Below are 15,343 nucleotides of genomic sequence, written 5' to 3' on the forward strand. Positions count from 1 at the left end.
TAAAAATAAATTGTCTTATCTTTTTATTTTCTGTATTTAAACCCCTTTTTTTCACATTTTTTATGCTTTAATCAAAGAACAGAATATATTTAATTGGAGCTCAGCATGGCTGCTATTCAGACTCGAGAAATTCAATATACCGCTCAGGATGGGCAAACCTTAGTCGGTTATTTTGCCGCCCCTGCCAGTGAAAAACCTGTTGCTGGCGTTTTAGTTGCACCTGAATGGTGGGGCCGTAATGAATATACTGAACAGCGTGCTCGAGAACTGGCAGAACATGGTTATGCAGCGCTGGCGATTGATATGTATGGTGATAAAAAAGTCACAACAACATCAGCACAAGCCTACGAATGGATGATGCAAACCTTTGAGTCACCTGAAACCATTGTTCAGCGTGCAACTGCAGCACTTGAGACATTGGTGGCACAACCTGAAGTGGATGCTGAACGGATCGGTGCAATTGGTTTCTGCTATGGTGGTAAAGTTGTTCTAGATTTAGCGCGCTCCAATGCGCCTGTGAAAGCCGTTGCTACTTTCCATGCAAACTTATCTGCACAATCTCCTGCAAAAAAAGGTCAAGTTCAGGCAGAAATTTTAGTGTTACATGGTGAACTAGATAGCATGGTATCACTAGGTGATGTTGCTCAATTTAAAGCAGAGATGCATGCGGCAGAAGTTGAACATGAAGTCATTATTTTTGAAGATGCTAAACATGGCTTTAGTAACCCACTTGCTGATGAACGTGCCAAAGCCAATGGTGTAGATTTAGCTTATAACGCACAGGCAGAAGAACAAGGTTTGGCTGCAATGTATGAACTTTTAGCTAAACAATTAGGCTAATACACAGTTCAATTATGTGAATTGCCAAATCAAATTAGATAATAAAGTGAGGACAATAAAATGACAGAACATCGATGTGAATATTGCAATGTCGACGATTACGACGTTATGGCAAAAAATGATTTCGCAGCTATTATGCCGGAACCTCGTGCTTTATCTAAAGGTCATAGCGTCATTGTGCCTTTACGCCATGTGGCTTCATTTTTTGATCTGACAGATAAAGAGCGTAAAGCCATGATGTCACTGTTGGAACAAGCACGTAATGAGCTACAACTACGTTATCAGCCTGCAGGTTTCCATGTTGGATTTAATGACGGTGAAGTATTTGATGAAAAACCAGATCATCTACATATCCACTTAATCCCTCGTTATGAAAATCAACCTTTAAAACTCGATGCTCGCTGGGGTATTCAAGATTAATTTTAGTCGATGAAAAAGTAGGTGAATGCACTTTGCATTCACCTCTATCTTTTATAAGAACACTTTCCTATTTATCTACTTTTCACATTTCAATGACATCAAATCCGCTATAATTTTCACTTCTTCTCGCGGTTTAAAATAATTTCATGTTCGTATTTTCAGATGCACTTCTTGAATGGTTTGATGTTCACGGTCGCCATGACTTACCGTGGCAAGTGGCAGATGACCCTTATAAAGTTTGGGTGTCTGAAATTATGCTCCAGCAAACCCAAGTCAAAACCGTACTGCAATATTTCGATCGTTTTATCGAGCGATTTCCAACGGTCAAAGACTTAGGTACAGCCGCTTGGGATGATGTTGCTCCCTACTGGGCAGGACTCGGTTATTACGCCCGTGCACGCAATCTACATAAAGCCGCAGGTATCGTAGCAGCACGTGGCGAATTTCCAACAACACTCAAAGAATGGATTGAATTACCGGGTATTGGTCGTTCAACCGCGGGTGCCCTAATGTCACTCGGTTTACGTCAATACGGCGTGATTATGGATGGTAATGTCAAACGGGTATTGGCACGCTTCTTTGCCATAGAAGATGATTTATCCAAACCTGTACATGAACGCGCCATGTGGCAATTGGCTGAAGAGCTTTGTCCGACTGAACGCAATCACGACTATACCCAAGCCATTATGGATTTAGGAGCGACTGTCTGTACCCCGAAAAAACCGTTATGTTTGTATTGTCCGATGCAACAGCACTGTAAAGCGCATGCGCAAGGTTTAGAAAATGAATTGCCCTTTAAGAAAGCCAAAAAATCAGTGCCCGTACGCCAAGCACAAGTTTTGGTGATCAAACATCAGCAAGAATATTTATGGTTACAACGTCCCAATAGCGGGCTTTGGGGTGGCTTATGGTGCATGCCAATTATGGATACACCGATCGAATTTACAGCGACATGCCAACGCCTCGGTTTAAAAAACAGTATTCAACGTGGTCATATCTCACATAGCTTCACCCATTTTACTTGGGAACTCGAGGCGACAGTATTTGAAGTTGAAAACGATTTAACTGAACATGTTGCCATTGAGCTGGAAGGTGTGTGGATGACTGCCCAAGCCGCAATTGATGCAGGTATTCCAACTGCCATGAAAAAATTGATTTCAAGCCTGAGCTTATGACATAGTCAGTGTCCCCAATACAACAGTTTCACGATCAGGATGATGAGAAAAATACGCTGGGCACCTTTATTCCTATGTTTCTTTATCATCACGCTGCATGGATGCAGTTCAAGCTCTAAACAACAACCGCCAGCAACGTTGTCTCAGGCACAATTGGCCAAGCTCAAACGCATGCCTATGCCCAATCGTTTGCCGGTTCCCGTAGACGGGGTGAAAGCCAAACAACTTCGTGATACATGGGGTGCTGCACGCAGTCAAGGACGCAGCCATGAAGGTATTGATATTATGGCTCCACGTGGAACCAAAGTGCTGAGCAGCACAGAGGGTTTGGTTGCCGATTTACGGAATAACAATTTGGGTGGTAAAGTAGTTTGGATTCGTGGTCCGCAAGATGTATGGCATTACTATGCTCATTTAGACAAGCATAAGCGTGGTCTTAAGGTTGGCGATTATGTCAAAAAAGGCGATGTAATTGGCTACGTGGGCAATACAGGCAATGCACGTCATACAGCACCACATTTACATTATGGTATTTATTTAAATGGGAAAGGTCGCGGTGCAACCAATCCGTACCCCTATTTACGTTAGTTTAGGAAATTTTCATGTCAGAAGCCTTGATCAATCGTTTGGTCGAATTCGCTGAATCAGGTAATCAACAAAAAATCGTGCTCAATGGTCAGAGCTATCAGGGCTGGATTATGGAAATTACAGAAGAAGCACTTTTGATCAGTACTGGTTATGCCGATAAATCAGGGAAAGACAGCTGGATTTCATTTGCCGATCTTGAACACGCTGCACTGAGCTATTGGGATACCCAAACTGATCAATGGCTCGACTTTAAGCTTTAAGGCATAAACCACGCCTATGCACATACAACGTTGTGGTTGGTGTACATCAGACCCCATTTATATGGCCTATCATGACCAAGAATGGGGACAGGCGGTCTATGACGAAAAAACCCTGTTTGAAATGCTGTGTTTAGAAGGGCAACAAGCAGGACTGTCTTGGATTACTGTACTTAAAAAACGTGATTGCTACCGTGCACACTTTTTTCAATACAGTATTGCAGAGATTGCTGCCTTTTCTGATGCTGAATTAGCAGAAAAATGTCAGGATGCAGGATTGATCCGACATTTAGGTAAGCTCACCGCCATTCGTGACAATGCGCAAGCATGGCTTCGGCTCAAGCAACAACAGATTGATGTTGTGAAATGGTTATGGGCTTTTGCAGCACAGCCAAAACTCAATAATAATGTTCCTCATTATGCTGATGCAGCAGCACAAAGTGCTGAAAGTCAGCGCATGTCTAAAACCTTAAAAAAAATGGGATTTAAATTTGTGGGTCCGACCATTTGCTATGCATTTATGCAAGCGGTCGGCATGGTCGATGACCATGAAAATCACTGTACTTTTAAAACTCCTCCTCTCCCATCAGATAAGAGTTAAAAATCATGTCAAATAATATCATTCAAGCCTACGCGGCTATGTCAGCCGGTGCAGCGTTACAACCTTACCAATTTGATGCAGGTGAATTACAACCCCATCAAGTGGAAATTCAAGTGCAATACTGCGGTCTTTGCCATTCTGATCTTTCTGTGATTGAAAATGATTGGGGCATTTCGCAGTACCCTGTTGTGGCAGGTCATGAAGTGGTAGGTATAGTTACTGCCTTAGGTAGTGAAGCCAAAGGTTTAGAAATTGGTCAACGCGTCGGTTTAGGTTGGACTGCGGAAAGCTGTCAACATTGTGACCCTTGTCTTGATGGTCGTCAGGTGCAATGTGAAACCGGCGGTACACCGACCATTGTCGGTCATGCGGGTGGTTTTGCTGACAAAGTACGTGCAGGCTGGCAATGGGTGATTCCACTTCCTGATGACTTAGATATCGAAAGTGCAGGTCCTTTACTCTGTGGCGGGATCACTGTCTTTACGCCATTACTGCAACATCAAATTCAAGCCACCCATCATGTCGGTGTGATTGGCATTGGTGGACTTGGGCATATTGCTATTAAGTTACTCAAAGCATGGGGCTGCGAAATTACAGCATTTACCTCGAATTTAGATAAAACAGATGAACTGAAAGCCATGGGTGCAGACCATGTGGTGAATACACGTGATACAGCAGCCTTAAAAGCACTGCGTGGACGTTTTGACTTATTGCTTTCAACCGTCAATGTCGGTTTAGACTGGTCAGCTCTGATGACAACACTTGCTCCAAATGGTCAATTACATACTGTAGGCGTACCTCTTGAACCCATGGCGATTCCGGCTATTTCCCTAATTGGTGGTGCAAAAGCGGTTACGGGTTCATCAACAGGTTCACCATCAACTTTACGCTTACTGATGAAGTTTGCTGCACGTAAGCAAATTCGTCCGCAAGTTGAAGTCTATCCAATGTCGAAAATTAATGAAGCGATTGAACGCTTACATTCAGGTCAGGCACGTTACCGTATTGTGTTAAAAGCAGATTTTTAAATTTCAATTAATCTGCTGTTTTACCCAATCTGCCAAGCATTGAATTGCTTGGCAGATGTCCTCTGATAATTCATGTCCCGCATTGAATCTCACACAATTGTTATAACGTGCTTCTTCACCAAACAACATCCCAGGCACAATATTAATCCCCTGTTGCTGCGCAAAAGTGTACATGGCAAGGCTGTCGATAGCTTCAGGCATTTGAATCCAAAGCACATATCCACCCATCGGCTGATTAATTCTGATATCCACGCCCATAAAGGCTTGATGAATAAAAATTCGATAATCTTGCAGTTGTTTTTTTAAGATGGGTTTGAGCTGATTTAAATGTTGCCGATAGGCACGACTATGAATTAAATCAGTCAGCCCCAATTGCAATGGCGTATTCACCGACACATTTTGCAGTATGAATTGTGGATGCAGATTTTTCAAACGTTCAGGTAAGCAAAACCAGCCAACACGATAGGCTGATGACAATGACTTTGACACTGAACCACAATAGACCACATAACCCGCTTGATCCCAATATTGAATCGGCAAAGGTCGCTGTGGTTCATGGCTACATTCTGCATAGATATCATCTTCAATAACGACACATTGATATTTGGCAGCCAGTTGCGCGATTTTTTCTTTATCTTCATGGCTTAAGCAAAAGCCCAAAGGATTTTGATAATTTGCAGTCAATAAGCATGCTTTGGCATTAGGTTGCTGCATGGCATGTTCTAATCGAGCCAGATCAAAGCCTTGAGTATTGGCAGGAATTTCGATGATCTTACGTTTTAGTAAAGCCAAGAGTTGCAACTGACCATTGTAATTTGGGGTCGGTACAATCACGGCGTCATTGATATCAGTCAGATTTTGTAACAACACCGATAAGGCAGGCATACAGCCATTACTAATATAAATGTGAGAGCTGGCGATAAAAAAGCCATCCTCTGCCCAATGCTCAGACAGTGCTTGGCGCAAACTCAAATGCCCTTGGCGATCACTATATAAAAAATCTTCAGGCTTGGCATGTTTTAACGCTCTTTGTAGCGAACGATGCAAAGCTTGGATCGGCACAAGATTGGGCGACAATTGAATTGAACCGAGTTGAATCAATCGACTATCGATGGCAGCATTTTGGATTTGAATTTGGAGATCTAAATTTGAGACTTGCCGTGCAGATGCTTGAAAATCTGGATGTTGTGGTAATGCGAGCTCGGGCTGAGTAGTTCGAGCTTTCACGAAATAGCCAATTTTTTCTTTCGCTTCGATCCACCCTTGTGCTTCAAGTAAGGCATAACAGCTTTTAACGGTATTAAGACTGACCTGATGTTGCAACGCAAGTTGCCGAATCGAACAGAGTCGTTGCCCCTGAACCAATTCCCCTGCTCGTATCTTTTCTGCAAGGCTATCAGCAAGGAGTTGGTATTCGAATTGAAGTGCTGTACCCATTTTTTAAATTTTCTTGTAGCTGTACCCAATAGCCTAACAAATTTAAGCTCTGCCCTATACAAGAAAAGATAAAATCTAAGGGGAAACGCATGAATTTATATGTAAAAGTGGCAGGATTAACACTGATATTGTTCTTAACCGCTTGCCAAAATGAGACTGAAAAATCAGTCAATGCGCAACAACATTTTATATGCCAAGCCCTGATCCAAGGCTTTTTAAGCACACAACAGTTAACGAACTATGAACTTAATCTTGAAGATCATCCGTTGAAAACCCAATTAAATTACACTGCACAACTGAAAAGTGCACAACGCTTAATGCCACAACCCAAACAACTTCAGTTCAACTGTATCCAAGCTGAAAACGCCAAAGTTCGGCTCCATTTAGTCGATCCAACTCAAGCTCAAGCCCATGTCGTGCTGAGTCTCAATATACCCAAAGCAGTCGATATTAAACGTCTAACCGCTTATCAATTTCCACCCCACCCTTAATTGGATGCCTAATTTTATTTTAAAACCTCAGGTAAAGGAGCGTATTTACTCTGCGCAGCAAGCTGCTTTTTCATTTTTTGCAGCATCTGATACGGTTGCTGCTGTACAAACATATTCACAAAAGTCAGTGGAATCGAGCCTTCTGGGTTGGCATAGCCATAAGTGGAGACTTTTACTTTATTCGTTGCTAATTTTTGGAAGGTCCAATCCCCTTCATAATGGGTTAAACGAACATAGTTCGGGTTCAAAGGATAGCCTGTTTTTAAAGCTTTGTTCTTAATTGTGATTTGACCATTGGCTTCTTTAATCATTTTACCTTGAACCACTAAATCACGGTCTTTCAGTGGAAAAGGAAAATCGAGCACCATATACAAGGTAAAATCACCTTTTACATCATCACGGTTCAGGACTTTGACACTGCCCATATAAGGCACCCATTTCACTGCATTATCGACATCTAAAATCAGTGATACAGCATGTTCAATTGGTTCATTAAATGTCGTTTCAGCTCTGTATAAGAACACAGGGTTTTGCTGATTTTGAAAGGTCCATACTTTAATATTATTTTTATTAATACTCAGTTTTGCTTTCTCGATCGAGTTAGCCTGCGCTGTGGCAATCAAAGCCACAGCACATGCCATAAATATGACTTTTTTCATTCCATTGTCGTCTTATTTTAGTTTTATCTATTGTTATATCGGATTTTGATGAAAGTTTAAACTTGAATATCGTTAAAACCTAAAACATCTTTCATGTCATATTTGCGTGCATCACGACCCACCACCCATGCTGCTGCACGTACCGCACCTGAAGCAAAGTTCATGCGGTTGGTTGCTTTATGCGTGATTTCAACACGTTCACCATCGGCAATAAACATTGCAGTATGTTCACCCACGATATCACCACCACGAATGGTTTGGAAACCAATGCTTTTACGTTCACGTGGACCAGTATGCCCTTCACGGTGATAGACAGCATCTTCTTTCAAATCACGTCCTAACGCACCAGCAATCGCCTCACCCCACATCAGTGCTGTACCTGATGGTGCATCAACTTTATGACGGTGATGCGCTTCGATCACTTCAATATCTACAGTATCGCCAAACACTTTAGAGGCAAGTTCTAACAGTTTAATTGAAACGTTTACACCGACTGAATAGTTCGCTGCATACACCACAGGGGTCTCAGTTGCAGTTTCTTCTAAATAGGCTTTTTGTTCGTCATTTAGACCCGTTGTACCAATGACAATCGCGACACCGTTTTCACGGCAAACTTTTAAATGATGTACTGTTGCGGCAGGTGCAGTAAAGTCAATCACAACGTCACAGTCTTTTACAGCTTCTTCGAGGCTACCAACCACTTTCACGCCAAGACTGCCTACACCTGCAAGTTCACCCGCGTCTGAACCTAATAGCGTGCTTTCAGGGCGCTCTACTGCAGCTGCAAGTTGGTAACCTGCTTCTTTTACAGCCTGAATAAGAATACGACCCATACGGCCGCCTGCACCTAAAATACCAATGCGTGGTGTTGCTGACATAAACGTGTCCTGAGTTTAGTTCAAAATTGCTTCTACTATAGCAAAACTGCTGTATAACGCTAAGATTGATCTCAGAAAAATCAATGAAAAGATATGAGAGGTGTTATGAGAGATTTTTATATATGTCTAGATATTAAAAAAGGACGCCTCAGCGTCCTTTTTATATCTTTAAGATCAGTCAAATAAACGATCAAAGAATGATTTTTTCTTCGGTGAAGATTTACCGCCTTCTTCCCCTTCAAAAGATGCTTGAAGTTCTTTCAACAATTCGCGTTGACGAGAAGATAGGTTTACTGGTGTTTCCACCACAATACGGCAAAGCAAATCACCCTGCATGCTAGTACGTACAGGTTTTACGCCTTTACCACGTAAGCGGAAGAGTTTACCTGTTTGTGTACCTTCTGGTACTTTCAAGCTCACACGACCTTCAAGCGTAGGAATCTCAATCTCTTTACCAAGCGCAGCATCGGCAATTGATACAGGTACATCCATATAAAGATCTGCACCATCACGTTGGAAGATTTCATGCTCACGCACTTGAACTTCTACGTATAAGTCACCTGATTGACCATCACGGATCGCTTCACCTTTACCCGTCAAACGGACGCGGTCGCCATTGTCCACACCTGCCGGAATTGTAACTTCCAAGGTTTGTTGACGATCTGCAACACCAGAACCATGACATGACTTACATGGGTTCTTAATGATTTTACCTTGACCGCGACAAGTGCCACAGGTTTGCTGAACAGAGAAGAAACCTTGCTGCATACGCACTTGACCCGCACCATGACAGGTTTTACATGTTTCTACATCATTCGGATTTTGTGAACCTTTACCGTTACAGCTTTCACAAGGTGCTGGCGCTGTAAATGTAATGGTTTTCTTGACGCCTTTCACCGCTTCTTCAAGGGTGAGTTCCATCACATAACGTAAGTCTGAACCACGACGCGCACGTTGTTGCTGACGACCACCGCCACCAAATGCACCACCGAAAATATCACCAAACTGGCTGAAAATGTCTTCTGCGCTGAAACCACCACCGAAGCCGCCACCGCCGCCCATACCGCCTTCAAACGCTTGATGCCCCATACGGTCGTACATGCTGCGTTTTTCGCTGTCGGATAAAATCTCATACGCTTCTGACGCTTCTTTAAATTTTTCTTCAGCTTCAGGATTGTCTGGATTACGGTCTGGATGATATTTCATCGCCAACTTACGGTAGGCTTTTTTAATTTCATCATCACTAGCGGTTTTAGAAACGCCCAAAACCTCATAATAATCACGTTTAGCCATGTCTGGCGATGCTCCTCACGGAATTTTATTTAATACTTAACTGTGGTTTGAAATTGGGGTCAAACCAAGTTTTACAAGGGGAATTTTTGAAAAAAATTGAACTTTTAAAAGACTGCTTTATTTTGTAGGAATTTAGATAGACCTTTGATCCATACATTCACTAAGAAAATAAAAGCAATAAAGCTAAATACAACCCCAGTCACAGTACATGCTTTTACCCATAATTGGCTATCCCAAGCAAAGAAAAATAAAGGAATAAACCAAAGTGCAGCGAACAGTACCAATAAGGTGTAAATCACAATATTACGCATAATCCAAAGTGCTTGGGCTTGTAACCACACTTCGGCATAATCAATTTGAGTGACTTTTCGTGCAAACCAATAAGCAAGAGCACCAAACACTAAGGTAAAAGATGCGAAAAACATGAAGACATAAGCCAGTGCTACTGAGCGTCGCAGTTTGGTTAAAGTCTCTTGAGTCATGTCCGTATCAACCTCGTTGTCTGATGTGGTGAGAGTGCCAAGCATCGCAACTTCGTATTTCTTAAAATTGTAAATATATCAGGCGCTACTATATTGAATTTTTCAGTATTTCGCACCTGATATTATGACAGCTTTATCAGATTTTGTTGATTTTTTTCACTTTAAACCATTGTGCATACAAGGCAGGTAAGAAAAACAGAGTGAGTAGCGTCGCGACAATCAATCCGCCCATAATCGCAACCGCCATCGGACCAAAGAAAATGCTTCTAGAAAGTGGAATCATAGCAAGGACAGCAGCCAAAGCCGTCAGCACAATAGGGCGACAACGGCGCACAGTGGCATTGATAATGGCATCCCAAGTTTCTGCTCCATCCAAAATATCTTGCTCAATTTGATCGATCAAAATCAATGAATTTCGCATGATCATGCCCGAGAGTGCGATTGTCCCGAGCATTGCCACAAAGCCAAAAGGTTTATTGAACAATAACAGGAACAGTACCACACCAATAATACCGAGCGGCGCAGTTAAAAATACGATAATTGAACGCGAGATACTTTTGAGCTGAATCATCAGTAAAGTCATCACGACTGCTAAGAACAGTGGCATTCCCGCATTCACAGAATTTTGTCCGCGTGCAGACTCTTCTACTGTACCGCCCACTTCTATCAGATAACCACTTGGCAATTGACCTTTAATACTCTCAAGTATAGGGGTGATTTGATTCACCACCGTTGCAGGCTGTAAATCTGTACGAATATCTGCCCGAACGGTAATGGTTGGCAAACGATTACGATGCCAGATCAGACCTTCTTCAAAACCGTATTCAATGTTGGCAATTTGAGCCAGTGGAATAAATGTCCCTTGCGATGTTGGCACAGCCAAACTACTCAGTGAACTTACATCCACACGTTCTGCTTGATCCCCACGTAAACGGATTTCAATCAATTCACGCTTTTCACGATATTGATCAATGGCAGCACCTGCAATGGAGCTATTTAAGAAATTCGCCAAATCTGTACTGGTCACGCCCATTAAGCGCGCACGGTCTTGGTCGATATCGAGTTTAATAACTTTACTTGGCTCACCCCAATCCAAATGCACGTTAGTGGTATTGCTGTTTTCACCGACTTTCGCTGCAACGGTGTGTGCCCATTCACGCACCAAGCTTAGGTCTTCACCCGATACACGAAATTGTAATGGATAGCCCACAGGTGGACCATTTTCCAGTAAAGAGACTCGAGTACGGACTTCAGGCAGAAGCAAGCGAATTTTATTACTCAGGTTTTCACGAATTTCATTACGATCATCAAGTGATGAGGCTAAAACCACAAATTGGGCAAAACTGTTTTGTGGTAATTGCTGATCAAGTGGTAAATAGAAACGCGGTGAGCCTGTTCCGACATAGGCCACATAATTATCAATGCCGTCTTGTTGATTCAAAAAGGCTTCGACTTTACGGACGGCAGCTTCGGTTGCTTTCAGTGACGCGCCTTCTTCAAGCTTCAAATCCACTAAAATTTCTGCACGGTTTGAGGGTGGGAAAAACTGCTGTGGAACCAACTTAAATATCACAATCGAGAGGACAAAAATACCCACTGTGGCTGCAATCACGGTCTTTCGATAGGTCACGCATGCATCCACCCACCGACGAAAACCCTGATAGAACTTGGTCTGATAGGGATCATGTTGCTCACCCGCATGATGCACGATCGGTTGAGGTTCAGGTTGTTTACGTAATCGCGCCCATAAACGCTGATACCATTTGGCTTTTTCAATATGGTTCTGATTAAAATCTGGCAGTAGCTTATCACCTAAATAAGGCACAAAAACCACTGCTGCAATCCATGATACAAGTAACGCAATCGTGACCACTTGGAAGATTGAACGTGTATATTCACCTGTACTTGATGCTGCTGTAGCAATCGGTAAAAAACCTGCTGCGGTAATTAAGGTACCTGTGAGCATTGGAAAAGCTGTGGTTCGCCATGCATGACCTGCAGCTTGTAGACGACTAAAACCCTGCTCCATTTTGATCGCCATCATTTCAATGGCAATAATCGCATCATCCACCAATAGTCCGAGTGCCAAAATTAATGCACCCAAGGAAATCTTATGCAGCCCAACATCAAAGAGGTTCATTCCTGCAAAGGTCATGGCTAAAACCAAAGGAATGGAAAATGCCACCACCAATCCAGTACGGAAACCTAAAGAGAAAAAACTCACCAGCAGTACAATAATGACGGCTTCCGCTAAAACCTTCATAAACTCATTGATTGAGCGCTTCACCGCAACGGGTTGATCAGACACTTTCTGTAGCTGCATGCCTAAAGGCAAAGTCTTTTGTAAGCGTGAAAACTCTTTTTCCAGGTTTTTACCCAGTGCAATAATGTCGCCATTTTTACGCATGGAAACCGCAATACCAATACCATTTTCGCCCATAAAACGCATACGTGGCTGCGCTGGATCAGTAAAGCCACGATAGACTTCTGCGACATCGCCTAGTTGAATAGTCTTGCCATTTACGTGAAGTGGAAGTTGCTGCAATTCTTCTACACTTGCCAATGCACCACTGACTCGCACTTGAATTCGATCGGATGCGGTTTCAAAAAAGCCCGCATTTGCCATGGCATTTTGCTGTTGTAGTGCTTGTTGAATCGTGGTGATGGGTACACCCAGCTGAGCCGCTTTAGTATTTGAAATTTCAATCCAAATTTTTTGATCCTGTAGACCAATTAAATCGACCTTTCCAACATCTTTGACCCGTTGTAGCTGAAGTTGCAAACGATCTGCATATTCTTTTAAGGTCGCATAATCAAAGTCTTTACCATTTAAGACATAAATATTACCGAAGGTGTCACCAAACTCATCGTTAAAGAAAGGGCCTTGTACCCCTTGCGGAAGTTCATGGCGAATATCATTGACCTTCTTACGTACCGTATACCAGACGTCTGCGATGTCTTTAGAGCGCAAATTATCTTTGGCAATAAAGGTGACCATCGACTCACCCGGACGCGAATACGCCATGATGCGTTCATACTGTCCTGTGGTCATCAGTTCTTTTTCAATACGGTCTGTCACTTGTAAAGAAACTTCTTTAGCACTCGCACCCGGCCAGTAACTTTGGATGACCATGACTTTAAAGGTAAAAGGTGGATCTTCACTTTGCGCTAGTTTGGAGTAAGACACGACTCCAATAATGCCCAGCAAAATCATAAAATAAAGCACTAAACCTTTATTTTTCAGTGCCCATTCAGACAGGTTAAAGTTCATATTTAACCTCCTGCCTGAATTTTCACGCTACGATTTTCACGATCAATCGGGCGAATCGTCTGTTTATCACGTAATAAATGAATGCCCCCAATCACCACATATTCATCTGCTTTTAAACCACTAAGGACTGGCACACTGTCACGACCATATGCACCTAATGTCACGGGAACTTTACGCAGCGTATTGTCGGGCTTGACGGTCATGACATACGCCTGACCATTTTCAGCCGATACACTTGAAAGTGGTACGGTCAGAATATCTGTCCGATTAGAAACAAAAAATACCCGTGCACTCTGCCCGAGTTGAATGAGGCTATGACCTTCACGCAAAGCGACTTTGATACGGAAAGTACGTGACTGATCTGCTGCAGGAGAAATTTCTCGTATGTAGCCTGCAAACTTTTCATTCGGTTTAGACCAAAGTGTCACCCATGCACTTTGTCCAACTTTAAACTCACTCACTGCTTGTTCAGGAACCCCGATCACCACTTCACGATCACCATTGACAGCAAAATCAAAAGCCGCCTGCCCTGCAGCAACGACTTGCCCGACCTCAATATGACGCCCTGTAATCACCCCATTTTGCGTTGCGATGAGTTTGTTATAACTGGTTTGATTTTGACTGACTTCAAAGTTGGCTTGGGCTTGTTTAAGTGTGGATGCTGCGGCTTTATATTGATTTTCCACCGCGTCATATTGAGAACGACTTACGGCATTAAGCGGTAAAAGTTGCTGAAAACGATGAAGCTCATCTTGAGCAATTTTGGCTGCAGACTTGGCGTTGTCCAATTGGGCACGAGCAACATTACTCTGCAGCAGGGCATCTTTGACATCTAAAATAGCCAAGACTTGCCCTTTACTGACACGATCCCCTACATCAACAAGACGTTGTGTGATCTGTCCCGGAACGCGAAAAGCCAATGCTGTTTGTTGCTTGGCTTGTACGTCGCCTGCATAACTTTTTTGCTCAGTATGTGAACCAGAAGGCTGACTCACCATGACAAATGGAACTTCCTGTTCTACTGCGGTCTTATCTTTGCTACATCCCCATAAGGTTAGACTGCAAACGATAATCATCCCTGTGATTGCCTGATGAATCGTGCTCATACTGTTCACTCTTATCTCTTCTTTTTGTCTGGGTTGTTTTATTGAAGTATATTAAGTTGGTGATTTTTTAATTAATATACTCACGGGTACATTAATTACTAAACTCATCTTAAAACAATGACCCTATTTATTTTTTTTGGAAAAAATGTGCAAATCACACCCGGACGACCGAAAGATCTTGAAAAGAGACAGCGCATTTTAGACGCTGCGAAAAATGCATTTTTAAGCCATGGTTATCATGGCTCGAACATGAATGAAATTGCTAAAGATGCAGGCGTGACCAAGCTGACGGTGTATAACCATTTTCAGGATAAAGCCAACTTATTTGCCTGTGCCATTAAAGAAACCTGTGCTTCTATTTTGCATACTTTACCTATTCAGTTGAATGAACATTCCAATTTTGCTCAAGCCTTTTATGACTTATGTGAATTGGCGATGGATATGGTGCATTTACCTGAAGCCATTAAACTGGATTTATTATTAATGGAACTTTCTGCGCAGCAGAATCCATTGGTACAGCAGTTTTATCAAGCTGCACATGTGCCACTGCAACACATGTGGAAACAGTTTTTATTACAAGCACAGCACTATCATTTCATTCAAGTTGCAGATGTCGAACAACAAATCGAATTGCTAGGCTCACTGTTATTTGGTTTTCGTCATCAAAAGATTTTACTCGGTGTAAAAGCCGTGCCTACGCCTGAGGAAAAGCAGCAGATTATTCAGGACAGTATCGAAATCTTCTTACTTCGCTATCCAGCCAGATAAAAATCGCTTAAATTTCCAACATTTTTCACGCAAATCCTCTTTGCCTTGC

At 42.5% G+C, this 15,343-nt stretch carries 16 protein-coding genes; 9 read left to right on the forward strand and 7 right to left on the reverse strand.

Features of this window, described 5'->3' with window-relative positions; translation table 11 throughout:
* The first annotated feature begins 105 nt into the window (after window positions 1-105).
* The 7 genes from A3K93_RS12395 (at window position 106) to ahr (ending at window position 4,909) form a co-directional block, all read left to right on the forward strand.
* On the forward strand, window positions 106-840 hold the full coding sequence (locus A3K93_RS12395) for a dienelactone hydrolase family protein (protein WP_067731490.1): 735 nt from the start codon (window positions 106-108) through the stop codon (window positions 838-840).
* Window positions 841-900: 60 nt separating this feature from the next.
* Window positions 901-1,260, forward strand: coding sequence for an HIT family protein (locus tag A3K93_RS12400; RefSeq protein ID WP_067731491.1), 360 nt, complete (start codon window positions 901-903; stop codon window positions 1,258-1,260).
* Window positions 1,261-1,406: 146 nt separating this feature from the next.
* Window positions 1,407-2,435 (forward strand): A/G-specific adenine glycosylase, encoded by a 1,029-nt coding sequence (mutY, locus tag A3K93_RS12405; protein WP_067731492.1) that lies wholly within the window; start codon window positions 1,407-1,409, stop codon window positions 2,433-2,435.
* A 39-nt stretch (window positions 2,436-2,474) separates the two neighbouring features.
* A complete protein-coding gene (locus A3K93_RS12410; RefSeq protein WP_067731493.1) occupies window positions 2,475-3,023 on the forward strand; it encodes a M23 family metallopeptidase in 549 nt (182 codons plus the stop codon).
* A 14-nt stretch (window positions 3,024-3,037) separates the two neighbouring features.
* A complete protein-coding gene (locus tag A3K93_RS12415) occupies window positions 3,038-3,283 on the forward strand; it encodes a hypothetical protein (protein WP_067731494.1) in 246 nt (81 codons plus the stop codon).
* A 16-nt stretch (window positions 3,284-3,299) separates the two neighbouring features.
* Window positions 3,300-3,881 (forward strand): DNA-3-methyladenine glycosylase I, encoded by a 582-nt coding sequence (locus A3K93_RS12420; RefSeq protein ID WP_067731495.1) that lies wholly within the window; start codon window positions 3,300-3,302, stop codon window positions 3,879-3,881.
* Between the two features lie 5 nt (window positions 3,882-3,886).
* Window positions 3,887-4,909, forward strand: a complete 1,023-nt coding sequence (gene ahr / locus A3K93_RS12425; RefSeq protein ID WP_067731496.1) for an NADPH-dependent aldehyde reductase Ahr — start codon at window positions 3,887-3,889, stop codon at window positions 4,907-4,909.
* Between the two features lie 3 nt (window positions 4,910-4,912).
* On the opposite strand, the gene A3K93_RS12430 is transcribed toward ahr, so the two are convergent.
* Window positions 4,913-6,346 (reverse strand): aminotransferase-like domain-containing protein, encoded by a 1,434-nt coding sequence (locus A3K93_RS12430; protein ID WP_067731497.1) that lies wholly within the window; start codon window positions 6,344-6,346, stop codon window positions 4,913-4,915.
* Between the two features lie 89 nt (window positions 6,347-6,435).
* Here A3K93_RS12430 and A3K93_RS12435 point away from each other — a divergent pair, with 89 nt between their 5' ends.
* A complete protein-coding gene (locus A3K93_RS12435) occupies window positions 6,436-6,837 on the forward strand; it encodes a hypothetical protein (protein ID WP_067731498.1) in 402 nt (133 codons plus the stop codon).
* A gap of 14 nt (window positions 6,838-6,851) precedes the next feature.
* On the opposite strand, the gene A3K93_RS12440 is transcribed toward A3K93_RS12435, so the two are convergent.
* From A3K93_RS12440 to A3K93_RS12465, 6 genes are all read right to left on the reverse strand, one after another.
* A complete protein-coding gene (locus tag A3K93_RS12440) occupies window positions 6,852-7,496 on the reverse strand; it encodes an START domain-containing protein (protein WP_067731499.1) in 645 nt (214 codons plus the stop codon).
* 56 nt (window positions 7,497-7,552) lie between these two features.
* Window positions 7,553-8,374: a 4-hydroxy-tetrahydrodipicolinate reductase gene (gene dapB, locus A3K93_RS12445; RefSeq protein WP_067731500.1), complete on the reverse strand. Its 822-nt coding sequence runs from the start codon at window positions 8,372-8,374 to the stop codon at window positions 7,553-7,555.
* Between the two features lie 174 nt (window positions 8,375-8,548).
* Entirely contained in the window at window positions 8,549-9,667 is a 1,119-nt protein-coding gene (gene dnaJ, locus A3K93_RS12450) for a molecular chaperone DnaJ (RefSeq protein ID WP_067731501.1), read from the reverse strand.
* Window positions 9,668-9,771: 104 nt separating this feature from the next.
* A complete protein-coding gene (locus A3K93_RS12455; protein ID WP_067731746.1) occupies window positions 9,772-10,149 on the reverse strand; it encodes a hypothetical protein in 378 nt (125 codons plus the stop codon).
* Between the two features lie 136 nt (window positions 10,150-10,285).
* On the reverse strand, window positions 10,286-13,420 hold the full coding sequence (locus tag A3K93_RS12460) for an efflux RND transporter permease subunit (protein ID WP_067731502.1): 3,135 nt from the start codon (window positions 13,418-13,420) through the stop codon (window positions 10,286-10,288).
* 2 nt (window positions 13,421-13,422) lie between these two features.
* Entirely contained in the window at window positions 13,423-14,526 is a 1,104-nt protein-coding gene (locus A3K93_RS12465) for an efflux RND transporter periplasmic adaptor subunit (RefSeq protein WP_067731503.1), read from the reverse strand.
* 147 nt (window positions 14,527-14,673) lie between these two features.
* On the opposite strand from A3K93_RS12465, the gene A3K93_RS12470 reads away from it, so the two are divergent.
* On the forward strand, window positions 14,674-15,294 hold the full coding sequence (locus A3K93_RS12470) for a TetR/AcrR family transcriptional regulator (RefSeq protein WP_171255072.1): 621 nt from the start codon (window positions 14,674-14,676) through the stop codon (window positions 15,292-15,294).
* The last annotated feature ends 49 nt before the right edge of the window (window positions 15,295-15,343 follow it).

Origin of the sequence: Acinetobacter sp. NCu2D-2, assembly GCF_001647675.1 — a bacterium.
Taxonomy (GTDB): Bacteria; Pseudomonadota; Gammaproteobacteria; order Pseudomonadales; family Moraxellaceae; genus Acinetobacter.

Excerpts from the sequence above, each read along its gene's own strand:
- A3K93_RS12395 (WP_067731490.1), top strand. The coding sequence starts at position 106 with ATGGCTGCTATTCAGACTCGAGAAATTCAATATACCGCTCAGGATGGG.
- A3K93_RS12400 (WP_067731491.1), top strand. The coding sequence starts at position 901 with ATGACAGAACATCGATGTGAATATTGCAATGTCGACGATTACGACGTT.
- mutY (WP_067731492.1), top strand. The coding sequence starts at position 1,407 with ATGTTCGTATTTTCAGATGCACTTCTTGAATGGTTTGATGTTCACGGT.
- A3K93_RS12410 (WP_067731493.1), top strand. The coding sequence starts at position 2,475 with ATGATGAGAAAAATACGCTGGGCACCTTTATTCCTATGTTTCTTTATC.
- A3K93_RS12415 (WP_067731494.1), top strand. The coding sequence starts at position 3,038 with ATGTCAGAAGCCTTGATCAATCGTTTGGTCGAATTCGCTGAATCAGGT.
- A3K93_RS12420 (WP_067731495.1), top strand. The coding sequence starts at position 3,300 with ATGCACATACAACGTTGTGGTTGGTGTACATCAGACCCCATTTATATG.
- ahr (WP_067731496.1), top strand. The coding sequence starts at position 3,887 with ATGTCAAATAATATCATTCAAGCCTACGCGGCTATGTCAGCCGGTGCA.
- A3K93_RS12430 (WP_067731497.1), bottom strand. The coding sequence starts at position 6,346 with ATGGGTACAGCACTTCAATTCGAATACCAACTCCTTGCTGATAGCCTT.
- A3K93_RS12435 (WP_067731498.1), top strand. The coding sequence starts at position 6,436 with ATGAATTTATATGTAAAAGTGGCAGGATTAACACTGATATTGTTCTTA.
- A3K93_RS12440 (WP_067731499.1), bottom strand. The coding sequence starts at position 7,496 with ATGAAAAAAGTCATATTTATGGCATGTGCTGTGGCTTTGATTGCCACA.
- dapB (WP_067731500.1), bottom strand. The coding sequence starts at position 8,374 with ATGTCAGCAACACCACGCATTGGTATTTTAGGTGCAGGCGGCCGTATG.
- dnaJ (WP_067731501.1), bottom strand. The coding sequence starts at position 9,667 with ATGGCTAAACGTGATTATTATGAGGTTTTGGGCGTTTCTAAAACCGCT.
- A3K93_RS12455 (WP_067731746.1), bottom strand. The coding sequence starts at position 10,149 with ATGACTCAAGAGACTTTAACCAAACTGCGACGCTCAGTAGCACTGGCT.
- A3K93_RS12460 (WP_067731502.1), bottom strand. The coding sequence starts at position 13,420 with ATGAACTTTAACCTGTCTGAATGGGCACTGAAAAATAAAGGTTTAGTG.
- A3K93_RS12465 (WP_067731503.1), bottom strand. The coding sequence starts at position 14,526 with ATGAGCACGATTCATCAGGCAATCACAGGGATGATTATCGTTTGCAGT.